This window comes from Pseudonocardia kongjuensis (assembly GCF_039526905.1).
Lineage (GTDB): Bacteria > Actinomycetota > Actinomycetes > Mycobacteriales > Pseudonocardiaceae > Pseudonocardia > Pseudonocardia kongjuensis.
Map to the genome: position 1 here is coordinate 126,740 of NZ_BAAAJK010000053.1, position 23,827 is coordinate 150,566.

General features: G+C 74.0%; 21 protein-coding genes. 15 read left to right on the plus strand and 6 right to left on the minus strand.

The window, feature by feature from the left end; genetic code table 11:
- Window positions 1–17: 17 nt before the first annotated feature.
- The 4 genes from ABD160_RS30285 (at window position 18) to yhjD (ending at window position 3,491) form a co-directional block, all read left to right on the plus strand.
- Entirely contained in the window at window positions 18–215 is a 198-nt protein-coding gene (locus ABD160_RS30285; RefSeq protein ID WP_344029114.1) for a hypothetical protein, read from the plus strand.
- Between the two features lie 217 nt (window positions 216–432).
- Window positions 433–1,338: a winged helix-turn-helix transcriptional regulator gene (locus tag ABD160_RS30290; protein ID WP_344029117.1), complete on the plus strand. Its 906-nt coding sequence runs from the start codon at window positions 433–435 to the stop codon at window positions 1,336–1,338.
- 33 nt (window positions 1,339–1,371) lie between these two features.
- Window positions 1,372–2,385, plus strand: a complete 1,014-nt coding sequence (gene trpS, locus ABD160_RS30295) for a tryptophan--tRNA ligase (protein WP_344029120.1) — start codon at window positions 1,372–1,374, stop codon at window positions 2,383–2,385.
- A 41-nt stretch (window positions 2,386–2,426) separates the two neighbouring features.
- Window positions 2,427–3,491, plus strand: coding sequence for an inner membrane protein YhjD (yhjD, locus tag ABD160_RS30300; RefSeq protein WP_344029123.1), 1,065 nt, complete (start codon window positions 2,427–2,429; stop codon window positions 3,489–3,491).
- A 98-nt stretch (window positions 3,492–3,589) separates the two neighbouring features.
- On the opposite strand, the gene ABD160_RS30305 is transcribed toward yhjD, so the two are convergent.
- The 3 genes from ABD160_RS30305 to ABD160_RS30315 form a co-directional block, all read right to left on the minus strand.
- Window positions 3,590–5,398: an HNH endonuclease signature motif containing protein gene (locus ABD160_RS30305; protein WP_344029125.1), complete on the minus strand. Its 1,809-nt coding sequence runs from the start codon at window positions 5,396–5,398 to the stop codon at window positions 3,590–3,592.
- 497 nt (window positions 5,399–5,895) lie between these two features.
- The gene (locus ABD160_RS30310; protein ID WP_344029128.1) at window positions 5,896–7,203 is read right to left on the minus strand and encodes a D-alanyl-D-alanine carboxypeptidase family protein; all 1,308 of its coding nucleotides are present in this window, start codon (window positions 7,201–7,203) and stop codon (window positions 5,896–5,898) included.
- 14 nt (window positions 7,204–7,217) lie between these two features.
- Entirely contained in the window at window positions 7,218–7,679 is a 462-nt protein-coding gene (locus tag ABD160_RS30315) for an SRPBCC family protein (protein ID WP_344029131.1), read from the minus strand.
- 160 nt (window positions 7,680–7,839) lie between these two features.
- On the opposite strand from ABD160_RS30315, the gene ABD160_RS30320 reads away from it, so the two are divergent.
- The 8 genes from ABD160_RS30320 to ABD160_RS30355 all read left to right on the plus strand — a co-directional run bounded on the left by ABD160_RS30320 (window position 7,840) and on the right by ABD160_RS30355 (window position 17,704).
- Window positions 7,840–9,033 carry a BMP family lipoprotein gene (locus ABD160_RS30320; RefSeq protein ID WP_344029134.1) on the plus strand — a complete coding sequence of 398 codons (1,194 nt, stop codon included), beginning with the start codon at window positions 7,840–7,842 and terminating at the stop codon, window positions 9,031–9,033.
- Window positions 9,030–10,541 (plus strand): ABC transporter ATP-binding protein, encoded by a 1,512-nt coding sequence (locus ABD160_RS30325; protein WP_344029136.1) that lies wholly within the window; start codon window positions 9,030–9,032, stop codon window positions 10,539–10,541. The genes ABD160_RS30320 and ABD160_RS30325 overlap by 4 nt, the downstream gene beginning before the upstream one ends.
- On the plus strand, window positions 10,538–11,614 hold the full coding sequence (locus tag ABD160_RS30330) for an ABC transporter permease (protein ID WP_344029139.1): 1,077 nt from the start codon (window positions 10,538–10,540) through the stop codon (window positions 11,612–11,614). Before ABD160_RS30325 ends, ABD160_RS30330 begins: the two co-directional genes overlap by 4 nt.
- On the plus strand, window positions 11,611–12,849 hold the full coding sequence (locus ABD160_RS30335) for an ABC transporter permease (protein ID WP_344029142.1): 1,239 nt from the start codon (window positions 11,611–11,613) through the stop codon (window positions 12,847–12,849). The genes ABD160_RS30330 and ABD160_RS30335 overlap by 4 nt, the downstream gene beginning before the upstream one ends.
- A gap of 36 nt (window positions 12,850–12,885) precedes the next feature.
- On the plus strand, window positions 12,886–13,302 hold the full coding sequence (locus ABD160_RS30340; protein ID WP_344029817.1) for a cytidine deaminase: 417 nt from the start codon (window positions 12,886–12,888) through the stop codon (window positions 13,300–13,302).
- A complete protein-coding gene (locus ABD160_RS30345) occupies window positions 13,299–14,591 on the plus strand; it encodes a thymidine phosphorylase (protein WP_344029145.1) in 1,293 nt (430 codons plus the stop codon). Before ABD160_RS30340 ends, ABD160_RS30345 begins: the two co-directional genes overlap by 4 nt.
- Before the next feature lie 181 nt (window positions 14,592–14,772).
- The gene (murJ, locus tag ABD160_RS30350; protein ID WP_344029147.1) at window positions 14,773–16,548 is read left to right on the plus strand and encodes a murein biosynthesis integral membrane protein MurJ; all 1,776 of its coding nucleotides are present in this window, start codon (window positions 14,773–14,775) and stop codon (window positions 16,546–16,548) included.
- Window positions 16,549–16,573: 25 nt separating this feature from the next.
- The gene (locus ABD160_RS30355) at window positions 16,574–17,704 is read left to right on the plus strand and encodes a MalY/PatB family protein (protein ID WP_344029149.1); all 1,131 of its coding nucleotides are present in this window, start codon (window positions 16,574–16,576) and stop codon (window positions 17,702–17,704) included.
- A 59-nt stretch (window positions 17,705–17,763) separates the two neighbouring features.
- Here the strand turns inward: ABD160_RS30355 and ABD160_RS30360 are convergent, their stop codons facing one another.
- Complete coding sequence (locus tag ABD160_RS30360; RefSeq protein WP_344029152.1) at window positions 17,764–19,089, minus strand: PA containing protein; 1,326 nt, start codon at window positions 19,087–19,089, stop codon at window positions 17,764–17,766.
- Window positions 19,090–19,287: 198 nt separating this feature from the next.
- On the opposite strand from ABD160_RS30360, the gene ABD160_RS30365 reads away from it, so the two are divergent.
- Window positions 19,288–20,457, plus strand: a complete 1,170-nt coding sequence (locus ABD160_RS30365; protein WP_344029155.1) for an adenosine deaminase — start codon at window positions 19,288–19,290, stop codon at window positions 20,455–20,457.
- Here ABD160_RS30365 and ABD160_RS30370 read toward each other — a convergent pair.
- Together ABD160_RS30370 and ABD160_RS30375 are read right to left on the minus strand one after the other, a co-directional pair.
- On the minus strand, window positions 20,390–21,679 hold the full coding sequence (locus ABD160_RS30370) for a primosomal protein (RefSeq protein ID WP_344029158.1): 1,290 nt from the start codon (window positions 21,677–21,679) through the stop codon (window positions 20,390–20,392). The two genes, ABD160_RS30365 and ABD160_RS30370, sit on opposite strands and share 68 nt — an antisense overlap.
- Window positions 21,680–21,730: 51 nt before the next feature.
- Window positions 21,731–21,967, minus strand: a complete 237-nt coding sequence (locus ABD160_RS30375; protein WP_010230125.1) for a hypothetical protein — start codon at window positions 21,965–21,967, stop codon at window positions 21,731–21,733.
- Window positions 21,968–22,435: 468 nt separating this feature from the next.
- Here ABD160_RS30375 and upp point away from each other — a divergent pair, with 468 nt between their 5' ends.
- Together upp and ABD160_RS30385 are read left to right on the plus strand one after the other, a co-directional pair.
- Window positions 22,436–23,059 carry a uracil phosphoribosyltransferase gene (upp, locus tag ABD160_RS30380; RefSeq protein WP_344029162.1) on the plus strand — a complete coding sequence of 208 codons (624 nt, stop codon included), beginning with the start codon at window positions 22,436–22,438 and terminating at the stop codon, window positions 23,057–23,059.
- A gap of 6 nt (window positions 23,060–23,065) precedes the next feature.
- Window positions 23,066–23,827 (plus strand): SGNH/GDSL hydrolase family protein, encoded by a 762-nt coding sequence (locus ABD160_RS30385; protein ID WP_344029165.1) that lies wholly within the window; start codon window positions 23,066–23,068, stop codon window positions 23,825–23,827.

Genomic DNA, 23,827 nt, shown 5'->3' on the forward strand with positions numbered 1-23,827 from the left:
CGTCGTACGGTGGTGGCATGAGCGTGCTCGGAGAGATGTTCCCGCGGAAGCGGATCCACGAGGACTCGGACGCCGCGCAGGGCGGGGAGCAGTGGCGGCTGGGCCCGATCGACCTGGAGAAGGGCGTCGTGACGATGCAGCCGGCGCCCGCTCCGGAGACCGGTGACGACGAGCAGTCCGGGAACCCGGACGACAGCGGGCAGTCCGCCGGCTAGACCGTCGCACCCACGCACGACCGGCCGGACCGTGGCGACCTCCCCCTCAGCGCCGCCGCGGATCCGGACCGGCCGTCCGGGTGGATCGGACCCCCCGAGCCCGATCCACACTCCGCCCCGTCCGCTGGCGCTCCCCGTTGCGCGGCCCGGCTTCGATCGGCAGAGTCAGACCCTCACAGTACGATCATGATCGGGGCTGGTCAAGGGAGGCGGGCAAGTGCGGGCGCAGAAGCTGGGCGCCGTCGGGCGCGGGCTCGGCCTGCTCGCGGACACCTGGACCCTGCTGATCCTGCAGCGGGCGGCCCTCGGGGTGTGCCGTTACGCGGGCTGGCGGGACACCCTCAACATCTCCGACGCGACGCTGTCCGCGCGGCTGCGGTCGCTGGTCGACGCGGGGCTGCTGCAGACCCGGCCCTACCGTGAGGGCGGCCGGGAGCGGCGCGAGTACGCGCTGACCGAGCGCGGCGCCGACGTCTGGAAGCTGCTGATCACCACCTGGCACTGGGAGAAGTCCTGGGTGCCCCGGGAGGTCCCGCTGCCGGACATCGTGCACCGGGCCTGCGGCGCCCCGGCCGGGGTGCTGACCTGCTGCGCGGCCTGCGGCGAGCGGGTCGGGCCGCGGGACACCACGGTGCACCGGACGCCCGGGACGCCCGGCCTGGAGCAGCTGGCGCGCCAGCACCCGCGGCGCACCCGCGGCCGGCTCCCGGACGACCCGATGTCCCTGCTCCCCGGGGCGATGGAGATCATCGGTGACCGCTGGGGGGCCACCGTGCTCGGTGCCGCGCTGACCGGGCTCCGCTCGTTCAGCGGGATCGCCGACGCGCTCGCGATCTCCCCGGAGGTGCTCTCCGACCGACTGCGCCGGTTCGTCGAGCTGGGGGTGCTGGCGCGCACCGGGGACGGCAGCTACCGGCTCACCGAGAAGGGGATCGCGTCGTTCCCGATCTTCGCCTGTCTGGTCGACTGGTCGCTCCGCTGGCACGCCGGGATCGACGGGTCGCCGGTGGACCTCACGATCCGGCACCGCGCCTGCGGTGCGGTGCTGCAGGTCCGGCTGGTCTGCGACCGGTGCGGTGCGGCGTTCGACCGGGGCTCGGTGTCGCCGGTACAACCGAGCTGACCGCGTCCGCCGGGGGCTGCGAGGATGCCGTTCATGACCGACCGCCGTCCCCGCGTGCTCTCCGGGATCCAGCCCACCGCCGACTCGTTCCATCTCGGCAACTACCTGGGCGCGCTGCGGCAGTGGGTCGCGCTGCAGGAGAGCCACGAGGCGTTCTACTGCGTGGTCGACCTGCATGCGATCACCGTCGAGCACGACCCGAAGGAACTGGCGCAGCGGACCCGGGTGGCCGCGGCGCAGCTGCTCGGCCTCGGCCTGGACCCGCAGCGGTGCACCCTGTTCGTGCAGTCGCACGTGCCCGAGCACGCCCGGCTGAGCTGGGTGCTGGAGTGCATCACCGGGTTCGGCGAGGCCGGCCGGATGACCCAGTTCAAGGACAAGTCGGCGCGGCACGGGGCCGACCGCGCCACCGTCGGGCTGTTCACCTATCCGGTGCTGCAGGCCGCCGACATCCTGCTCTACCAGGCCGATCAGGTGCCGGTCGGCGAGGACCAGCGCCAGCACCTGGAGCTGACCCGCAACCTGGCGCAGCGGTTCAACCACCGCTTCGGCGCGACGTTCCAGGTGCCCGAGCCCTACATCCCGCAGGCCACGGCGAAGATCTTCGACCTGCAGGACCCGACGGCGAAGATGAGCAAGTCGGCGTCGTCGCCGTCCGGGATCGTGGAGCTGCTGGACCCGCCGAAGACGTCGGCGAAGAAGATCCGCTCGGCGGTCACCGACAACGAGCGTGAGATCCGTTACGACCCGGAGGCCAAGCCGGGCATCGCGAACCTGCTCACGATCAACGCGGCGATGACCGACCGGAAGGTCTCCGAGGTCGAGGCGGAGTACGCCGGCCGTGGCTACGGCGACCTGAAGAAGGATCTCGGCGAGATCGTCGCGGCCTTCGCCGAGCCGTTCGCCGAGCGGGTCCGCGGCTACCTCGCCGATCCGGCGGAGCTGGACCGGGTGCTGGCGGCGGGCGCCACCCGGGCGCGCGAGGTGTCCGGCGCGACACTGGCCGCAGTTCACGAGAGGATCGGCTTCCTCCCGCCCGCAGGCTGACGAGTCCCGGGCGGGCGAGCACGACCGACCCCGGGGGAACGATGGCCGACAACCGTCCGACGACGACGGCGCACCGGTTCGACGACGACGAGGAGGAGGGCCCGACCTTCCTCGAGCGCCAGCGGGAGAAGCACCCCTGGCTCGACCACCTGGTCCGGGCCGGGGAGCGCTACACCGAGAACCACGGCGACCACTACGCCGCGGCGATCACCTACTTCTCGATCCTGGCGCTGGTGCCGTTGCTGATGGTGGCGTTCGCCGTCGCCGGGTTCGTGCTGCGCGGCAATCCCGAGCTGGTGGAGCAGCTGCGCGAGGGCATCACCTCGGCGGTGCCCGGTGACCTCGGGCAGACCCTCGACGGCGTCGTCGACACGGCGATCAACCGGGCGGGCGCGATCGGCCTGATCGGCCTGGTCGGCGCGCTCTACTCCGGGATCGGCTGGATGAGCAACCTCCGCGAGGCGCTCACCGAGCAGTGGGGGCAGCGCGACGAGGCCCCGCCGATGATCAAGCGGCTGGCGTTCGACCTGCTGGCGCTGGTCGGGCTCGGCCTGGCCCTGGTGCTGTCGTTCGCCATCGCCTCGGTCACCGGCGCGTTCGGCAGCTACCTGCTCGGCCTGGTCGGCCTCGGCGGCGCGAGCTGGGCGATCGTGCTGTTGAACGTCGTCGGGTTCCTGGTCGGCCTGCTCGGGAACTGGCTGGTGTTCCTCTGGGTGATCGCCCGGCTGCCCCGCGAGCCGGTCACCTTCCGCAGCGCCGCGAAGGCCGCGCTGATCGGCGCGATCGGCTTCGCCGTTCTGCAGCGGGTGATGGTCGTCTACCTGGGCACCATCGGTCAGACCCCGGCCGGTGCCGCGTTCGGCTCCATCCTCGGTCTGCTGATCTTCATCTTCTTCACCTCCCGGTTCCTGCTGTTCGTGACGGCCTGGGCGGCCAGCGCCGAGGAGAACGACCAGGGACCGCGCGACATCCCCGGCCCGGCCGTGATCCGGCCGCAGTACGTGGTGCGGGAGGGCCCCGGCGCGCTCGCCTCGGCCGGCCTGGTCACCGCCGGACTGATCGGCGGCGCGCTGGGGCTGCGGGCGTTGGGCCGCCGTCGCCGCTGAGCCCGGAGCCATCTCGTTACCGCGCCGGGCGCTCCTCTCGCGCCGGGTGCTCCTCCGTCCATCCCTTCCCGCGTCCCCGGTCCCCTTCCCACGCCGGGTCAGAACGGCGGGGCATCGGCTTCGGCATCGGCATCGACTCGCGCCGTCGCTGCCGTGGCCGCGGTGGACGTCGTGGTCGCCGTGGCCGTGGCCGTGGCCGTGGCCGTGGTCGCCGTCGCCGCGGTCGTGGCTGCCGTCGTCGTGGTGGTTGCGGTCGCGGAGCCGTTGGAGGGCGGTGTCGTGTGTGTGTCGTGGAGGTGGGGTCGGTAGTCGTGTGGGTGGGTGGTCTCCTGGTGTCCGCACGGGCTGATCCAGGTCAGTGAGCCGTCGGTGGCGGCGAGGACCTGCCAGCCGGGTGCGTCCTTGAGTTTGTGGTGGTGCTGGCACAGGCCGTGCAGGTTCGTGGTGTCGGTGGTGCCGCCGTGGGCCCAGGGGACGAAGTGGTCGAGGTCGCGGATCGGTCTGCTGCACAGTGGTCCGCGGCAGAGGCCGTCGCGGGCTCGTATGAGGTCGGCCATGTCTTCGGGTGGGGTGTAGGTGGTGCGGCCGCGGTCGCGGACCGCTCCGGAGAGCGGGTCGATCACCAGGCGGGTCCATGTGCCGCCGGCGGCCAGGGCGCGTGCGGTGGTGGCGGGGATCGGGCCGTGTCCGATCAGTTCGGCGGGGTGGTCGTCGCCGAGCAGTGTGTCGAGGGAGACGACGACCTGGATCAGTGGTTTGCGTCCGATCGCCGTGCCTGGATCGGGGCGTGCTGCCAGTACGGCGGCGACGATCTCGGCGAGTATCTCGGTCGGGGGGCTGACGTATCCGGTGGCGCCGGTGACCTGATCGATCTGCCCGATGCCCCCACCGGCCCCGGCCGATCCGGTTGCACCGGCCGTCCGGGCAGCACCGGCCGTGTCGGTGGCACCTGCGGTGCTGGTGGTGTCGGGTGGGTGGGGTGCCAGGATCTGGGTGACGGCCTCGTGGATGGTCTGCATGTCGGTGACCGTCACCGTGCCCTGCAGGAGTTGGTGGGCCAGGTCGACGCGTCGTTGGTCCAGGGTGCGGGGGTCGTCGGTTCCCAGTGATCGGGCCAGTCGGTCCACCGACCGCCATGATGCCTCGGTCTGCTCGGCGGCTGCGGACAGCCACAGCGAGGCCATCCCGTCGTCGGAGCGGCTGATCGACATCCGGCGGTCGGTCTTGGCTCGTTCGTGCCGTCGTGCCGCGCCGTCGGGATCGACCCGGGCCACCGTGCGCCGCAGCCGGTCCCGCAGCAACCGGCGGGTCGCCGCCGCCGCACCGGGCAGCACCCGCGCTTCGACCTCGCGGGCCTGTTCGTCGTCGAGCACGCTGGTGGCATGTGCGATGGCCTCGGCCTTGCGTTGGTCGATCCGCCCGGCCTCCCATTCGGCCAGGGTCGCGGGCAGTACGTGGGCGAACCGGGCCGCGCCGGCCAGCAGGCAGCGGGCCTCTTCCAGCGACACCCGCAAGGTCAACGCGACCTGGTCGGGCAGCCAGCGGCCCACCGGTGTGACCGCCCGGGGGTCGGCGCCCGGTGGTGCGGCGCTGCTGCCGGGTGGGTGCCGGTCGGCGAACGCTGCCAGCATCCGGGTCCGCAACGCCGAGGCCCATCGTTCGATGCGTTCGGCGCCTTCGACGACGTCGAGGACCTGGGCGTCACTCAGCAGCTCGGGGCTGTCGGCGGCGAGTTGGCAGTCCAGTGCCAGTGCGAATCCCACCGGCAGGGTCGGGTCCACCACCACGACCGGCTCGCTGTTCTCGTCTCCGCACAGTAGGGCGCACAGGTCGCGGGTCATGCCGTGCGGGCAGGGGTCGGCGGCGACCGCCTCGGGGCTGAGCAGCGCACCGTCGATATCGACCATGTGTTCGATTCTATCGTGTTGGGCTGGTTGTTCTCTAGAAGGAAGCCGGGGGGAAATCCACTCAGGACAGGGTGGTTGTCGTGTCGGGTGCCGGGTGTGGCGGGCTCTCCCGTTCGCGGTGGGTCCGGGTCGGTGGTGGGTGGGCGCGGGTTCGCGGCCCCGGGGCTCACCCGGGTCGTCCCGCGGCCGCCCCGGTTACGGATGTGCGGCGCGGCTCGACGACCGAGCCCGGTGGGCTGGTGATCGGGCTGATCACCGACCGGGACCGCACCCGGCGATGGACTGGCGACGAGCCCGCGCGAGCGGCAGGCCGACGTCCGTGGTCCGGCCGGCCAGGACCGCGATCCCGGTGGCGCCCGGCTCGGCGTCGTACTCGCTCGCCATCGCGCGGCACGGGCTTGCCACTGCGCGGCACCGGTTCGCCACCGCGTGGCAGCCGCTCGCTGCGGCGTCCCTCCCGTCTCGACGCCGACCGACCCGGACCGGCGGATCCCGGGTCAGCCCCGCAGCCGGCGCCGCAGCACCGCCATCACTGCCGCGATCACGCCGACCGCCGCGGCGACCGCTCCGACGATGATCGCCGCAGACGGACCGGTCCCGTCGGCGTCGGTCCCGGAGGATCCCGGGTCCCCGGGCGCGGCGGGATCACCCGCCGCGGGACTCCCCGCGGTCGCGGACCCCCCGGACCCGGACGGCGCCGGATCGGCCGGGTCCGCCCCGGTCAGGCCCGGACCGGTCGGGCCCGGGACGGGCGATCCCGGGCCGGTCGATCCCGGATCGGCCGGCACGTCGCCCGGCGCCACCAGTGTCCCGATCCCGGCCGCGGTGACGCCGAAACCCCAGTCGAGCAGCGCCCGCGCCTGGTCGACCATCCGCACCGGCTGCGGCTCGCCGCGCACCAGTGCCACCACCAGCCGCCGCCCGTCCCGCTCGACGGCACCGACGTAGGTGTGCCGCGCCGCGTCGGTGAAGCCGTTCTTGCCGCCCAGGAAGCCGGGGGTGCCGAACATCCGGTCGCCGTTGCCGAGCTCGAAGCCGGGCCGGTCGGCGAACCCGGGGAACGGGATGCCCGGGGACCGCAGCACGGCTGCGAGCCGCGGGCGGTCCAGTGCCTCCCGCAGGACCAGTGCGAGATCGTAGGCCGACGACGACATGCCCGGGCCGTCCAAACCGGACGGGGTCGCGGGCCGGGTGTCCAGCGCCCCCAGGCCGCGGGCCGCGTCGTGCATGGCGGCGAGCGTCGCGGGGGTGCCGCCGAGCTCGCGGGACAGAGCGTGCGCGGTGTCGTTCCCGGACGCCAGCAGCAGGCCGTGCAGCAGCTGCTCGACGGTGTACCGGCCGCCGGGGCCGATCCCGGCCCGGCTGCCCTCGATGTTCGCGTCCTCGACGGTGCCGGTGACGACCCGGTCCGGCGGCAGGACGTCGTCGACGACGAGGGCGAGCAGGAGCTTGATCGTCGACGCGGGACGGTGCCGGGCGTGTGGGGCCCGGGTGGCGAGCACCGCGCCCGAGTCCAGGTCGGCGACCAGGTACGACGCCACCCCGACCGGCGGCGGCGGGACCGGTCCGGCGTGCGCCTCGGCGCAGCCGGTGAGCCCGCCGATCGGCGGATCCGGCACCGGCAGCGGCGCCACCGGCACGGCCTCCTCCTCGGCGGCCGGTCCCGGCGGCACCTCCTGGCCCGGGCAGGCCACGGCCACCGGCGCGGGCGCCGCGGCGAGCCCGGCCGCCGGCGCCGCGGGCGCCGCACCGCTCAGGATCAGCGGCACCGACAGCAGGACGAGCCATCCCGGGGCGCTGGGCACCCGGGCAGCATGCCCTACCCGGCGGGCGCCTCCACGATCGTCCGCACCCGCTGCAGGCTCTGCTCCAGCCCGTCGCGCATCATCGTCTCCCGGTCCCGGCCGAGCAGCCCGCTGCGCTGCAGCAGCCGGACCGGCAGCGCGGGCGCGCCCACGCTCTCCCGCCAGGCGACGACATGGGTGCCTGCGCCGTCGTCGGTCGGGGTGAGCACCCAGCCCCACGCCGTCCTCGACTCGGTCACCACGAAGGTGAACCGGCGGCCCGGCTCGCACTCGGTGACCCGGCAGTGGGTCGGCCAGCGGATCACGCCGTGCCGGTTGAGCCCGACGAACCGGGCACCCACCGCGGGCCCGGTGGCATCGCCGCGCCAGCGGCCGCCGGTGGCCTCCGGGCTCCACTCGCCGGCCCGGGTGATGTCGGAGACCAGCTCCCACACCCGCTCCGGCGGCGCTTGCACGGTCAGTTCCGCTCGGTCCACGACGGCACCGTCCTCCTCGACGCGACTGGCCCGGCAGAGATCGACTCCGGGCGCGCGGAGACTACCGCCCGCCCGCTTCTCGACCGCCTGTCGACGCGTCCGGTCACAGCGCTGTTGCGACCCTGCCGCTCGGCGCGGTGAGCGGTTACCGTCCCGCGGGATGCGCGCCGCCGACCGGCGGGCGCCGGAACGGGGGAGGACGTTCGTGCGGAACAACCAGCGCATCGGACGGCGGAGCAGGTTCGCGACCGCGATCGCAGTCGGGGCCGTCGCGGCACTCGCGCTGTCGGGCTGTGCCCGCGACACCGGTGGCGGCGGGGGAGCCGCCCAGGGCGAGTGCGAGCGGGTCGCGCCGCCGTCGGTCCCGGCGGCCAGCGCGCAGCCGGCCCCCGAGGCGGCGCCCGCGGACGCGAGCGCGCTGCGGGTCGGCCTGGCCTACGACATCGGCGGGCGCGGCGACGCGTCGTTCAACGACGCCGCGGCGGCCGGCCTGGACCGCGCCGTGGAGGAGCTGGGCCTGGTCCGGGAGAACACCCGTGAGGCCACCGCCCAGCCGGGCGAGAGCGAGGACGCCGGGACCACCCGGCTGCGCCAGCTCGCCCAGGGCGGCTTCAACCCGGTGATCGCGGTCGGCTTCAACTACGCCAACGGCGTGCAGACCGTGGCGACCGAGTTCCCGGACACCCAGTTCGCCATCGTCGACGACGACACCGTCGACCTGCCGAACGTCACCCCGCTGGTGTTCGCCGAGGAGCAGGGGTCGTTCCTGGTCGGCGTCGCGGCCGCGCTGAAGACCGAGACCTGCCGGGTCGGCTTCATCGGCGGCGTGGACAGCCCGCTGATCCAGAAGTTCGACGCGGGCTACGAGCAGGGCGCCCAGGCCGTCGCACCGGACATCCAGATCGACTCGGCCTACATCTCCCCGGCCGGTGACTTCACCGGCTTCAACGACGCCACCCGCGGCACCGAGATCGCCGCCGGCCAGTACGACGGCGGCGCCGACATCTCCTTCGCCGCGGCCGGCCAGTCCAACCAGGGCGTGTTCGCCGCCGCGCAGACCGCCGGGCAGCGGGCGATCGGGGTCGACTCCGACCAGTACAACTCGCCGCAGCTGACCGCCGTCCGCGATGTCATCATGACGTCGATGATCAAGCGGGTGGACGTGGCGGTGTACGACTACGTGAACGCCGTCGCCGGGAACACCGTCGACTCGCTCCCGGAGCGCTTCGATCTCGCCAACGACGGCGTCGGCTACTCCACCTCCGGTGGCTTCGTCGACGACATCACGCCGCAGCTCGAGGCGTACCGGGCCGCGATCATCGCCGGTGAGATCGAGGTCCAGTCCACCAAGTGACCGAGCAGCAGCACGCGGTCGAACTGCGCGGGATCACCAAGCGGTTCCCCGGTGTCGTCGCCAACGATCGCGTGGACCTCGCCGTGCGCAGCGGCGAGGTGCACGCGCTCTGCGGGGAGAACGGCGCGGGCAAGTCGACCCTGATGAAGATCCTCTACGGGATGCAGGCGCCGGACGAGGGCACGATCGCCGTCGGCGGGGAGCCGGTGCACTTCCGGACCCCGGCCGACGCGATCGCCGCCGGGATCGGGATGGTGCACCAGCACTTCATGCTGGCCGACAACCTCACCGTCGCCGAGAACATCCTGCTCGGCGCGGAGAAGCGGCACGGGATGGGCCGGGCGGCCCGCACCCGGATCGCCGAGCTGTCCCGGACCGTCGGCCTCTCGGCGGGGCCGGAGCTGCTCGTCGAGCACCTGGGCGTCGCGGACCGGCAGCGGATCGAGATCCTCAAGGTGCTCTACCGGGGCGCCCGCACGGTGATCCTGGACGAGCCGACCGCGGTCCTCGTCCCGCAGGAGGTCGACGAGCTGTTCGCCACCGTCCGCTCCATGCAGGCCGACGGCTACACCTTTCTGTTCATCTCGCACAAGCTCGACGAGGTGCGGGCGATCGCCGACCGGATCACCGTGATCCGGCGCGGCCGCACCGTCGGCACCGCCGATCCGGGATCGGTCACCAACTCCCAGCTGGCCGAGATGATGGTCGGCTCCGAGCTGCCCTCGCCGGAGACCCGCGAGTCGACGGTGACCGACCGGGAGGTGCTGCGCGTCGAGGGGCTGGGTCTGCCCGACCCGGCCGGCGGCCGGGACCTGCTCGACGGCGTCGATCTCGTCGTGCACGCCGGTGAGGTGCTCGGGGTGGCCGGCGTCGAGGGCAACGGCCAGACCGAGCTGGTCGAGACGATCATGGGGATGCGGGCGCACGCCCGCGGCCGGGTGCTGCTCTCCGGCACCGACGTGTCCGGGCTGTCCACGATGGCCCGCCGGGAGCACGGCGTCGGCTACATCCCCGAGGACCGGACCCGGCACGCGCTGCTCGGCGACCAGCCGCTGTGGGCCAACCGGATCCTCGGCTTCCAGTCCCGGCCGCCGATCGGCGGGCGCGGCCTGATCGACCGCGCCGCCGCGCGGGCCGACACCGAGCGGATCGTGACCGGCTTCGACGTCCGGACCCCCGGCATCGACGTCATGGCGTCCGCGCTGTCCGGCGGGAACCAGCAGAAGCTCGTCGTCGGCCGGGAGCTCTCCGGCGACCCGGTGCTGCTGATCGCCGCACACCCGACCCGCGGCGTCGACGTCGGCGCGCAGGCCGGCATCTGGGCGGAGCTGCGCCGGGCCCGCGCGGCCGGGCTCGCGGTGCTGCTGGTCTCCGCCGACCTGGACGAGCTGATCGGCCTGTCCGACACCCTCGCCGTCATCCTGGACGGGCGGCTGGTCGGCACCGCCGATCCGGCCACCGTCACCCCGGAGGAGCTGGGCACCAAGATGACCGGAGCGTCGACGTGAGGCGCCTGGGCGGCGCCGTCGTCGCACCCGCACTGGCGATCGGGGTGGCCGCGCTGCTCTGCGCGGTCGCCCTGGTGATCAGCGGCGCCTCGCCGTGGACGGCGCTCACCACGATCCTGTCCCAGCTCGGCTCGGGCACCGTCGCGGTGGACACGGTCAACTCGGCGGCCGTCTACTACATCGCCGCGCTCGCGGTCGCGATCGGCTTCCAGATGCGGCTGTTCAACATCGGCGTCGAGGGCCAGTTCCGGGTCGCCGCCTGCGTCGCCGCGATCGTCGGCGGCACGGTGATCCTGCCGCCGGTGCTGCACACCGTGCTGATCATGGTCGTGGCGATGCTGACCGGGGCCGCGTGGATCGCGATCCCGGCGCTGCTCAAGGCCTACCGGGGCGTCTCCGAGGTCATCTCGACGATCATGCTGAACGCGATCGCCACCGGGCTGATCGCCTACCTGATCCGCGCCGAGACCTTCGGCGAGCTGCGCGGCAACAACATCACCACCCCGCCGATCCCGGAGTCCGGCTGGTTCCCCGGGATCCCGGTCGGCAACGGGCAGATCTTCGGCATGGTCGTCGTCGCGATGGTGCTCGGGCTCGGCTACTGGTTCCTGCTCGGCCGGACCCGGTTCGGGTTCGAGCTGAAGGCCTCCGGCGAGTCGAAGACGGCGGCGTCGGCCGGCGGGGTGAACGCGCGCCGGACCATCCTGATCGCGCTGCTGCTCTCCGGGGCGGTCGCCGGGCTGGTCGGGCTGCCCGAGCTGCTCGGCCGCGACCACGCCTACACCCTGAGCTCGCCGCAGGGCTACGGCTTCACCGGCATCGCGATCGCGCTGCTGGGCCGCAACCACCCGGTCGGCATCGCCCTCGGCGCGCTGCTCTGGGCGTTCCTGGACAAGTCCGCGGTGGCGCTCGACGTCGTCGGCATCCCCCGGGAGATCGTGCTGATCATGCAGGGCCTGATCGTGCTCTCGGTCGTCGTCGCCTACGAGGTGGTGCGCCGGATCGAGCGGCGCGCCGAGCAGCGCCGGGTGGCCGCCGAGGTACCGCAGCAACCGGTGGGGGCGTCGGCATGACCGCGGCGGTGCTGGAACGGGCCGCCCGGCTGCCCGGCTGGGCGCGGTCCGCGCTGATCGCGGCCGGGCTCGTGCTGATCCTCTCGGTCACCGTGACGCTCACCGGGCAGACCCAGCTCGCGTCCTCCGGGACCTCCGAGGCGGCCGTCCGGCTCGGGCTGCCGATCCTGTTCGCCGCGCTCGGCGGGCTGTGGGCCGAACGCGCCGGGATCATCAACATCGGCCTCGAGGGCATGATGGTGCTCGGCACCTGGGGCGCGGCCTGGGCCGGCTACCAGTGGGGGCCGTGGGCCGCGGTGCTGGGCGGGCTGGCGTTCGGCGCGCTCGGCGGGCTGGTGCACGCCGTCGCGACGGTCACCTTCAACGTCAACCACATCGTCTCCGGTGTGGCGATCACCCTGCTCGGCACCGGCCTCACCAAGTACCTGGCGACGCTGCTGTTCACCCCGGTCTCGCAGAACCCGCGCCAGTCCCCGCGGCTGGAGGGCTTCGAGCAGTTCTCGGTGCCCGGCCTGTCGTCGGGTCTGCAGGCGCTGGAGGCGCAGCAACGGGTCTTCGTCTCCGACCTGGCCGGGCTGCTGTCCGGCCTGGTCACCGGGCTGACCCCGATCGTCGTGCTGGGTTTCGCGCTGGTGCCGGTCAGCTACTGGATCCTCTGGCGGAGCGCGTTCGGGCTGCGCCTGCGCAGCTCCGGCGAGTCCCCGGTGGCCGCCGAGTCGCTCGGCGTGAACGTGATCGCGCACAAGTACGTCGCGGTGGTCATCTCCGGCGGGCTGGCCGGCCTCGGCGGCGCCGCGCTGGTGCTCAACCCGGGCCAGCTCGGCTATCTGGAGAACCAGGTCGGCGGCCGCGGCTACATCGGCCTCGCGGCGATGATCTTCGGCAACTGGCGGCCGGCCGGGCTGCTGGTGGGGTCGGCGCTGTTCGGCTACGTCGACGGGCTGCAGCTGCGGGCCGGCGGCGAGGCGGTGCACGCGCTGCTCTACGGCGCGACGCTGGTCGCCGTCGTCGTCGCGGTGCTGTGGGCGATCCGCCGGATGTGGACCGCCGCCGCGATCGCACTCGGCGCCGGCGCCGTCGTCTACGCGCTGTACTGGGCGTTCGACACCGTCCCGAGCGAGTTCGCGTCCTACGCGCCGCAGCTGGTCACCCTGATCGTGCTCGCCGCGGCGTCCCAACGACTACGACCACCGGCGCGGCTCGGCGACGAGTACCGCCGCGGGGAGGGCGGCTAGATGGCCGGCGGCGGACCCACCGGAGCCGGTGCGGACATGGTGGCGCCCGATCCACCCGTCCCGGACTGGGACGCGCTGCGCTCGGCCGCCGTCACCGCGGCGGCCTGGGCGTACGCGCCCTACTCCGGCCTGCGGGTCGGCGCCGCCGCACTCGTCGACGACGGCCGCCTGGTGACCGGCTGCAACGTCGAGAACGCCTCCTACGGCCTCGGCGTGTGCGCCGAGGTGACCCTGGCCGGGCAGCTGCGGCTCTCCGGCGGCGGCCGGCTGCTCGCGATCGCCTGCCGGTCCGGCACCGGCGAGCTGCTGATGCCGTGCGGGCGCTGCCGCCAGGTGCTCTACGAGTTCGGCGGACCGCAGCTGCGCTGCGACACCCCGGGCGGGGTGCGCCCGTTCACCGAGGTGCTGCCGGACGCGTTCGGGCCCGAGCACCTGCCGGGGAGCGCGCGGTGAGCGGCCGGTCGTTCAGCGCCGTCGAGATCATCGCGGCCAAGCGGGACTGCCGGGAGCTCAGCCGCGACCAGATCGACTGGGTGGTCGGCGCCTACACCCGCGACGAGGTCGCCGACGAGCAGATGGCCGCGCTGGCCATGGCGATCCTGCTCAACGGGATGGACACGGCCGAGACCGCGCACTGGACCCAGGCGATGATCGACTCCGGCGAGGTGCTCGACTTCGGCGACGTCGGGCGCCCGCTGGTGGACAAGCACTCCACCGGCGGCGTCGGGGACAAGATCACGCTGCCGCTGGCGCCGCTGGTCGCGGCCTGCGGCGCGGCCGTCCCGCAGCTGTCCGGGCGCGGGCTGGGCCACACCGGCGGCACCCTGGACAAGCTGGAGGCGATCCCCGGCTGGCGGGCGTCGCTGAGCACCGCCGAGATCACCGCGCAGCTCGCCGACGTCGGCGCCGTGATCTGCGCGACGACGCCCACCCTGGCCCCCGCGGACCGGCGGCTCTACGCGCTGCGCGACGTCACCGGCACCGTCGAGTCGGTCCCGCTGATCGCCAGCTCGATCATGAGCAAGAAGCTGGCGGAGGGGACCGGCGGGCTGGTCCTCGACGTCAAGGTCGGCTCCGGGGCGTTCATGAAGAACGCCGCCCGGGCCGGCGAGCTGGCCGACGCGATGACCGAGATCGGGGCCGCGCACGGGCTCCCGACGACGGCGCTGCTCACCGACATGTCCCGGCCGCTGGGCCGCTGCGTCGGGAACGCGCTGGAGGTGGCGGAGTCGGTCGAGGTGCTGCGCGGCGGCGGCCCGCCGGACGTCGTCGCGCTGACCGTGGCGCTCGCGTCCGAGATGCTCGCGCTGGCCGGGATCACCGACGCCGATCCCGCGCAGGTGCTCGCCTCCGGCGCGGCGTACCCGGTGTGGGAACGGATGATCGCCGCCCAGGGCGGCGACCCGTCGGCGCCGCTGCCGGTGGCCGGGCACGTGGAGACGGTGACCGCGGACCGGTCCGGGATCTTCGCCGGCGCCGACGCGCTCGCCGTCGGGACCGCGGCCTGGCGGCTCGGCGCCGGGCGGGCCCGCAAGGAGGACCCGGTGCAGGCCGGCGCCGGGGTGCGGCTGCTCGTCGCGCCCGGCGACCAGGTGCGGGCCGGGACACCGCTGCTGGAGCTGCACACCGACACCCCGGACCGGATCCCCGACGCCCGGCGGCTGCTGGCCGGCGCGGCGCTGCTGATCACCGCCGATCCGCCCGCCCCCCGCGAGCTGGTCCTGGACGTCCGCCGCGGGTGATCGCCGTCCCGGTGCGCGGAACCGCGATCCGCGTGGCCGGGCGCACCGGGACGGTGATCATGCCCTGCCCCCGACGTCCCGGGTGCGCCGGGGCCTGCGCACCGTCCGCGACCGATCCGGCACGATGGGCGCGATGCGTGAGGATCGACCGCCCCGGCGGGCTCCGATACCCCGTCCGGTGATGCCGGAACGGGCCGGACGCGCACCCGCGGAGTCGGTGCAGCCGCCGGAGGCTCCGGAGGAGGTCACCCGCCCGGTCCAGCGACCGTCGGTCCCGCCGGACGACGGCCCGCCGACCACCCCGATCGACCGGGTCCCGGAACCCGCCGAGCCCGCCGGGCCCGCGGGCGGGGGCACCGAGAACGCGGGCTCGCTGGTCCGCTCGTCCGGCATGATCGCGATCGCCAGCCTGGTCAGCCGGGTGACCGGCTTCCTGCGGAACCTGGCGATCGTCGCGGTGCTCGGGTTCGCGGTCGTCAACGACTCGTACACGATCTCGAACACGCTGCCGAACATCGTCTACGAGCTGCTCCTCGGCGGCGTCCTGACCAGCGTGATGATCCCGGTGCTGGTCCGCGCCCAGGCCGAGGACCCGGACGGCGGCGAGCGGTTCACCCGTCGCCTGCTGACCGTCGTCGGGGTGGCGCTGCTGCTGGCGACGCTGCTCGCGATGGCCGCCGCGCCGCTGCTCACCCGGCTCTACCTGGGCTCCGGCGACGGCGGCGAGGCCAATCCGGCGCTGGCGACGGCGTTCGCCTGGCTGCTGCTGCCGCAGATCTTCTTCTACGGCATCGGGGCGCTGCTCGGCGCGATCCTCAACTCCAAGCAGGTGTTCGGGCCGTTCGCCTGGGCGCCGGTGCTGAACAACGTCGTGGTGCTCGGCGTGCTCGCCGTCTACGCGCTGGTGCCCGGCGAGATCTCCGCCGATCCGGTGCGGATGGGCGACCCGAAGCTGCTGGTGCTGGGGCTCGGGACGACGCTGGGCATCGTCGTGCAGGCGGCCGTGCTGATCCCGTTCATGCGCCGCATCGGGTTCTCCTACCGGCCGGTGTGGGGCTGGGACCCGCGGCTCTCGCTGGCCGGCGGGATGGCCCTGTGGATCGTCGGTTACGTGCTGGTCGGGCAGGCCGGCTACATCGTCACCACCCGGGTCGCGGCCGCCGCGGACGGCGGCTCGGTCGCCACCTACATGAACGCCTGGCTGCTGCTGCAGGTGCCCTACGGCGTCCTCGGGGTGTCCCTGCTGACCGCGCTGATGCCGCGGATGAGCCGGGCCGCGGCGCAGGGCGACACCGACCAGGTGGTGACGGACCTGTCGCTGGGGGCCCGGCTGTCCACCGTCGGGCTGGTCCCGATCGCCGCGGTGATGACCGCGTTCGGCGGCGCGCTGGGCACCGCGCTGTTCTCGGTCGGCGCCGGCAGCGGGGACGGCGCGGCCCGGCTGGGGGAGACCGTCGCCTGGTCGGCGTTCGGGCTGCTGCCCTACGCGGTGACGATGCTGCAGATGCGGGTCTTCTACGCGATGACCGACTCCCGCACGCCGACCCTGATCCAGGTCGGCATGGTCGGCGTGAAGATCCCGCTGCTGCTCGCCTGCCCGCTGCTGCTGCCGCCGGGCCAGGTGGTGCTCGGGCTGGCCGCGGCGAACTCGCTGTCGTTCGTCGGCGGCGCGCTGATCGGGCAGTGGTTGCTGCGCCGCAGGCTCGGCCGGGTCCGCAGCGTCGAGGTGCTGCGCTGCCTGGTGAAGGTGACGGCCGCCTCCGGTGCGGCCGCGGCGATCGCCTGGGGCCTGACCCGGCTCGCCGAGCCGGCGATCGCGGACTGGCCGGTCGTCGCGCAGGCGTGGACGCTGCTGCTCGGCGGGACGCTGATCGCGCTGCCGCTGGCCGTCGCCGGGATGCGGCTGCTGAAGGTCGCCGAGCTGGACGCGGTGTTCCGGCGGCTCGCCCGCCGCTGAGCGCTCCCGTGCCAGGATCGGTGGCGTGCCGGACCTCCTGGAGTTCCCGACGCTGACCGAGCTGCGCCGCCGCACCAGCATGAAGTGGCGGACCTACGACGACGACGTCCTCCCGCTCTGGGTCGCCGAGGCCGACGTGCCGGTGGCGCCCGGGGTGCTGGCCGCGGTCAACCGGGTGCTCGCCGACGGCGACACCGGCTACCCGGCCGGCGACGGCTACGCCCGCGCACTGGCAGCGTTCGCCCGGGACCGCTGGGGCTGGGACGGGCTCGATCCGGCGCGCGCGCTCGTCGTGCCGGACGTGATGCAGGGCGTCGTCGAGGCGCTGCGCGCGGTCGTCCCGCCCGGCGACGCGGTCGCGGTGACCCCGCCGGTGTACCCGCCGTTCTTCGCGTTCCTCCGGCACGCCGGGTGGGAGCCGGTGTCCGCGCCGCTGACCGCCGCCGGGCGGCTCGACCCGGGCGCGCTGGAGCGCGCGTTCGCGACGCCGCGGGTGCGGGCGTTCCTGCTCTGCTCACCGCAGAACCCGACCGGCACCGTGCACACCGCCGACGAGCTGGCCGCGGTCGCCGCCGCGGCCCGCCGGCACGGGATCACCGTGGTCGCCGACGAGATCCACGCCCCGCTGGTCGATCCGGGCACCCCGTTCACCCCATGGCTGAGCGTGCCCGGCGCGGAGGACGGATTCAGCCTGATGTCGGCGTCGAAGGGCTGGAACCTGGCCGGGCTGAAGGCGGCCGTCGCCGTCGGCGGGCCGGCGGCGCCGATCGACCGGCTGCCCGCCGACATGCTGGAGGTCGGCGCGAGCCACGTCGCCGTGCACGCGCACGTCGCCGCGCTGGAGTCGGACCGCGGCTGGCTGGACGGCTTCGTCGCGGCGCTCGCCCGGAACCGGGAGCTGCTGGCCGGGCTGCTCGCCGAGCACCTGCCCGGGATCGGCTACCGGCCGGCCCCGGCGACGTTCCTGGCCTGGCTGGACTGCCGCGGGCTCGGTCCCGACGATCCGGCGGCGACGTTCCTGGAGCGCGGCCGGGTCGCGCTCAACGCCGGGGAGCCGTTCGGTGCGGGCGGGGCCGGGCACCTGCGGCTGAACCTGGCGACGCATCCGGACGTCCTCACCGAGGCGGTGCAGCGGATGGCCGCCGCCCTGCCCTGAACACGACGACGCCGCGACCCCCGGGTGGGGATCGCGGCGTCGCCGGGCTGCTCGCGGTGTCAGTCGTCCGGGTCGTCGGAGACCAGATCGGCCGCCGAGGCGCCGTTCTGGCTCTTCACCGCGACCTTGGACCGGGACCGGCGCTGCGCGGGCCGCGGCGGGGGCGGCGGGGTCTGCTGGGCGTACTGCCCGCCCCGCCCCATGATGAGCTCGGCGAAGGTCGCCATCGCCTCGTCCAGCTGGCTGGCGTTGCGCCGCTCCGAGTCCGCGTTGGCGCGGGTCACCAGCTCGGTGACCGAGCCGGTGTCCGGCCGGTCCCGCAGCACCGCGTCGAGACCGGACAGCCGGCCGTCGACGTCGCCGGAGAGCGTGTCGAACCGGGTGTCGACGCTCTCGGCCAGCTTCGCCAGCCGGGTGTCGACGCCCTCGGAGAGCCGGTCGAACCGGCCCTCGACGTCACCGGAGAGCTTGTCCAGCCGGGTGTCGAAGCCGTCGAGCTTCTCCTCGACACCGCTGGCGAGCTCGCCCAGCCGGTTCTGCACGGAGCCGTCGAGCTCGCCGATCCGGTCCTTGAGGGAGCCGCCGAGCTTGCCGACCCGCTCCTTGACCGAGCCGTCGAGGTCGCTGAGCCTGCCCTCCATGCCGGACTCGACGGTGTCCAGCCGGCCGCCGACCTCCTCCAGCCGGGCCGACAGCGCCTCGAGCCGCTCGGTGAGCGCCTCGAAGCCCGGCGTCGGGTCGACGGCGGGCCGCTGGGCCAGCTCCTCCAGCCTGCGGTGCAGGCCGACCGAGGTGTCGCCGAGCAGGTTGCGCAGGCCCTCGCCGGTCTCCTCGAAGGAGCCGACGGCGGCGTCGAGCTGGTCCTTGACCTGCCGCTCGACGCCCTCGATCCGCTCCTTGATCGGAGAGGCGACCGCGTTGGGCATCGCGTCCAGGCGCATCTCGTGCCGGTCGAGCCGGTTGTCCAGGTCGTCGAGCCGCTTGTGCAGCCCGCCGAGCCGGTCGTCCAGCCCGTCCATCCGGCCGGACACCCCCTCGAGCCGGCCGCTCATGCCGTCCAGCCTGCCGTCGAGCTGGGCGATCGGCTTCGCCAGCTTGTCCGGCAGGGACTCGATGGCGCGGGTGATCGCTCCGAGGATGACCTCCTGGTTGTCCAGCTTGGTCACGGTCTCGTCGAGCCGCTCGGCCAGGACGTTGAGCTCGGTCCGGTCGGGGAGCTCGGTGAGCTTCTTGCGCACGGTGCCGATGGCGTCCAGTGCGGCAAGCCGGGCGTGGATCTCGTCGAGGGAGTCGAAGATCTGCTGCTGTTCGCTGTCGCGGATCTCGGCCGCCCGCATGAGCATGCCGCGCATCCGGTCGAACGAGAGGTTCGAAGTGTCGCTCATGGCACCTGCTGCGCTTCCTCTGAGCCAAGTGGGGAGTGCCCAGAGGGTAGCGACCGCCGTTCGAGGGTCGACGGACGGTGTTGCGTTGAGCCGTCCGGGGGCCGTTCTCGCCGCCGGATCGGGATGATCATTGCAGGCCCGCACGGCCGGTGCAGGACGCCACGCCGAACGGGCGGCCGGGATCGGTACCGTGCGCGGGTGGCAGAGAACCCCGCGCCGATCCCGCTCACCCACGACACCGTCCGGCGCGCCCCCAAGGTGCTGCTGCACGACCATCTCGACGGTGGACTGCGGGTCGGGACGGTCATCGAGCTGGCCCGCGAGACCGGCTACGACAAGCTCCCGACGACCGACCCGGAGGAGCTGGCCGCCTGGTTCCTGGGCGCCGCGCACTCCGGCTCGCTGGTCCGCTACCTGGAGACGTTCGGGCACACGGTCGCGGTCATGCAGAGCCGGGAGGCGCTGACCAGGGTCGCCGCCGAGGCGGCCGAGGACCTGGCCGCCGACGGCGTCGTCTACGCCGAGGTGCGGTTCGCGCCGGAGCTGCACGTCGAGGGCGGCCTGGACGTCGACGCGGTGATCGCCGCCGTGCTGGACGGGTTCCGGATCGGCACCGAGCGGGCCGCCGCGAGCGGGCGCACCATCCGGATCGGCACGCTGCTGACCGCGATGCGGCACGCCGCGCGGTCCCGGGAGATCGCCGAGCTGGCCGTGCGGCACCGGGACGCGGGCGTGGTCGGCTTCGACATCGCCGGCGCCGAGAAGGGGTTCCCGCCCACCCGGCACCTGGACGCCTTCGAGTACGTCCGCCAGCAGAACGCGCACGTCACCATCCACGCCGGCGAGGCGTTCGGGCTCCCGTCGATCTGGGAGGCCATCCAGTGGTGCGGCGCGGACCGGCTGGGGCACGGCGTCCGGATCGTCGACGACATCACCACGGGCACCGGCCCGGACGGGCCGGAGCACCGGATCGGCAGGCTGGCCGCCTACGTCCGGGACATGCGGGTGCCGCTGGAGATGTGCCCGACCTCGAACGTGCACACCGGCGCCGCGGCGTCGCTGGCCGAGCACCCGATCGGGCTGCTCACCGAGCTGCGGTTCCGGGTCACGGTCAACACCGACAACCGGCTCATGTCCGGCTGCACCATGACCAGCGAGCTCACCGACCTGGCCGGGGTGTTCGGCTACGGCTGGGACACCCTCGAGTGGTTCACGGTGAACGCGATGAAGTCCGCCTTCATCGGGTTCGACGAGCGGGTCGCGCTGATCCGGGACGTCATCCGGCCGGGCTACGCCGAGCTCACCGGAGGCGCAGCCGGGCCGCGAGCCCGGCCACCAGCTCGCTCCAGGCCTGCGCCTCCCGGGTGAACGGCGGGCTCGGCGCCATCCGGGTCGGGTCCGGCCGGACCACGAACGACACCAGCCAGCCCAGGCTGCTCGACTCGGCGAGGGACTCGGCGGGCTCGGGATCGCCAGCCCACTCGCCGACGTCGGTCAGCAGCTCCGAGGCGAGGTCGAGCTGGACCGGGTCCAGGTCGAGGACGCCCTCGGCGAGATCGGAGCCGATGCCGGTGAGCACGTAGGTGTTCATGTCCTCGACCGTCGCGTCCAGCTCGCCCGCCCTCGCGGCCGCCAGCACCTCGGCGAAGGTGACCGCCGCGGCCAGGTCGGTGCCCGCCACCGCGGGGTGCTCCGGATCGGCCAGCGCCGCGACCAGCTCCTCCTCGGAGCCGAAGACGTCGATCCGGCCGTCCGATCCGAGGAACACCGGCTTGTCGTCGAGGTAGCAGCGCAGCGTCACCAGGGAGGTGTCGCCGTTCTCGATCCGGATCGGGTCGATGCCGACCTCGGCCCAGAAGCCGGTCGGCCCCTCCGCGACATCCCGGTCGCCGGCACCGATCGCCGCGGCCCCGTCGTTCTCGCCGTCGGTGGCCTCGTCGTCGGTGTCGCCGGTGTCGTCCGTGCCGTCGGCCCGGGCGGCCTGGGCGGCCTCCCACTCGGCGGCCTCGGTGCGGGCCTTCTCCAGCGCCCCGGCGTCCACCTCGGGGGTGGCGACCAGGCCGTCGACGGTGTCGACGATCTCGTCCCAGTGCTGGGCGACCGCCTCGGACAGCGCGGCCCAGCGCTTGGCGCCGTCCCGGCCGGCGAACGCGCCGGCCCCCTCGCGGAGCAGCGCGAACGCGGGTTCACCGTCCAGCGCGGCGACGACGTTCTCCAGATCGCAGACGTCGGCCAGCGACCGGACCATCGAGACGGCCTCGTGCAGCTCCTGCACGGTCCAGGCGTCCGGGTCCTCGGCGGCCAGCTCGGGCAGCCCGACGAGGTCGTACCGGTGCGCGTCGTCCGGTGTCAGGTCGCCGACCGGCAGGCCGGGAACCGCCGACCAGGCGGGATGGTCCTCCAGGTCGTGCCCGGAGGCGGTCCGCACGAAGGCGGCGAGACCCGCGACCTCGTCGAAGACGAACACGTGCTCGTCGTCGCCGAGGAAGGCCTCCCACTCCTCGCCGTCCTCCCGCCAGGGGGGAGCCCACAGGGTGACCACGTCGCCCCGGGTGAGAGCGAGCCGGATCGGGACGATGTCGCTTGCCACGATGCGGACCCTATCTCGATCGGTCGGGGGCCTCGGGGAGCCCCGGCGCGGTCAGGCCTGGCTGTGCAGGCGGACCACGCCGATCGACACGTCCTCGAGACCGCCCCGGTCGAAGTCGCGCCTCAGCTGGTCCGCCTTGATGGTCGCCGTCATCCCGTCGAACGGGCCGTGCGCGTCCACCTCCCCGGTCTGCGGGTCCACCGCCAGAACGACGTATCCGTCGCACTGCGTGAGCTTTTCCGCAGCAGCGATCAACGTCTGCTCTTCGGAAGTCGTGTTCTCCGGCATCGGATCACCTCCTCGTCATCTAGTACAGCGTCGGCGGGGGCTTCGATGTGACACCGTTTCGGCCATACCACCCGTTCGGGTCAGGTGAATCCCGAGTTCGGCGACCTTGTGTGCCGATAGTGGCACTCAGCGCGCGTGATCACGCGATGTGGGGAGCCCGGCGTGTCGGCGCGAGCACTGTTGGTCACTGCCGGACCGATCGGGGATCGACTGTCACGCAAGGTCTGTGGCCGTGCCGCGGGCCTCACCCGGGCGGACGACCGGGGCTGCAGCAAGGGAGTTGACATCACTCGTCGGTGGCGACGGGCCGCTCACCCTTCGTGAACCATGACACGCATCCGTGTCGACGTCGTCACCGGTCCCGCTGTGCCGCAGCAGGTCCGGGGTGTGCGGCCGGGACGGCGCCGCGGCCGGGTGCCCCTCGCCGGGGGGTACCGGCCGGTCCGCGCGCACGTAGGCTCTCCGCTCGTGGACACGATCGTCGTCGACCACCCGCTGGCGCGGGCGCGGCTGAGCAACATGCGGGACGCCCGCAACGACAACGCCACCTTCCGGGCGGCCCTGCGCGAGCTCACCCTGATGCTCGTCTACGAGGCGACCCGCGGCGCGCCGCTGGCCGAGGAGCCGATCCACACGCCGGTCTCGCGCACCGTCGGGCACCGCCTCGCGGCGCCCCCGGTGCTGGTGCCGGTGCTCCGGGCCGGCCTGGGCATGGCCGAGGCGGCGCTGAACCTCATCCCGGAGGCCCAGATGGGCTTCGTGGGGATGGCCCGCGACGAGGAGACCCACCAGCCGGTGCCCTACATGGAGTCGCTGCCCGACTCGCTGGTCGGCCGGCCGGTCTTCGTGCTCGACCCGATGCTCGCCACCGGCGGCTCGATGCTGCACACCGTCGAGCTGCTGACCCGGCGCGGCGCCGACGACGTGACCGTGGTCTGCGCGCTGTCCGCCCCGGAGGGCGTGCAGCGGCTGCGCGAGTCGGGCCTGCCGCTGCGGATGGTCACCGCGAGCATCGACGAGCGGCTCAACGACTCCGCCTTCATCGTCCCGGGACTCGGCGACGCCGGGGACCGCCAGTTCGGGTCGGTCTGAGCGGTAGTGCCGGCACCCTCCGCGCCGACCCGGCGCCGGGTCCTGACCGCATTGGCGGCCGCGCTGCTCGTCGCGGCCGTGGCGCTGCTGCCCGGCGCGGACCGGCCGGAGGAGACCGAGGTGCCCGATCCGTCGCCGGGCGCGCTGCGGGTGATGCCGCTCGGGGCGTCGTCGACGGTCGGGGTGGGCAGCCCGGCGACGGCCGGCTACCGGCTGCCGCTGTGGGAGCGGCTGACCGCCGACGGCGTCGCCGTCGACTTCGTCGGCTCCCGCTCGTCGGGGCCGGACGCACTGCCCGACACCGACCACGAGGGACGCTCCGGCTGGACCGCCGCCCGGATGCTGCCGCTCACCGGCGGCTGGGTGCTGGCCGCCGACCCGGACGTCGTGCTGCTGCACGCCGGCACCAACGACCTGCTGTCCGGGACGTCGGCGCAGGCGACCGCGGCCACCCTGGACCGGATGCTGGACCGGATCTTCACCGCGGCGCCCGGCACCCACGTGATCATGGCCGGGGTGTGGGCGCCGCTGCCGAAGCAGCGGACCGAGCGGGCCCGGCTCGCCTCGCTGCTGCCCGGGGTGGCCGAGCGGCACCGGGCGGCCGGCCGCTCGGTGGAGTACGCCGACGTGTCCGGGCTGTTCGGCAGCGGTCGCACCGCCGACGGCCTGCACGCCGGCCCGGACGCCTACCGCACCATCGCCGCGATGTGGGCGGACCGGATCGGGGCCTGGCAGGACCGCACGCCGGTGCCCTCCACCCGCAGGTAG

Bases quoted from the DNA above. Each gene is read 5' to 3' on its own strand.
- ABD160_RS30285 (WP_344029114.1), top strand. From the start codon at position 18: ATGAGCGTGCTCGGAGAGATGTTCCCGCGGAAGCGGATCCACGAGGAC.
- ABD160_RS30360 (WP_344029152.1), bottom strand. From the start codon at position 19,089: ATGAGCGACACTTCGAACCTCTCGTTCGACCGGATGCGCGGCATGCTC.
- murJ (WP_344029147.1), top strand. From the start codon at position 14,773: ATGCCGGAACGGGCCGGACGCGCACCCGCGGAGTCGGTGCAGCCGCCG.
- ABD160_RS30320 (WP_344029134.1), top strand. From the start codon at position 7,840: ATGCGCGCCGCCGACCGGCGGGCGCCGGAACGGGGGAGGACGTTCGTG.
- yhjD (WP_344029123.1), top strand. From the start codon at position 2,427: ATGGCCGACAACCGTCCGACGACGACGGCGCACCGGTTCGACGACGAC.
- ABD160_RS30340 (WP_344029817.1), top strand. From the start codon at position 12,886: ATGGTGGCGCCCGATCCACCCGTCCCGGACTGGGACGCGCTGCGCTCG.
- ABD160_RS30375 (WP_010230125.1), bottom strand. From the start codon at position 21,967: ATGCCGGAGAACACGACTTCCGAAGAGCAGACGTTGATCGCTGCTGCG.
- trpS (WP_344029120.1), top strand. From the start codon at position 1,372: ATGACCGACCGCCGTCCCCGCGTGCTCTCCGGGATCCAGCCCACCGCC.
- ABD160_RS30335 (WP_344029142.1), top strand. From the start codon at position 11,611: ATGACCGCGGCGGTGCTGGAACGGGCCGCCCGGCTGCCCGGCTGGGCG.
- ABD160_RS30305 (WP_344029125.1), bottom strand. From the start codon at position 5,398: ATGGTCGATATCGACGGTGCGCTGCTCAGCCCCGAGGCGGTCGCCGCC.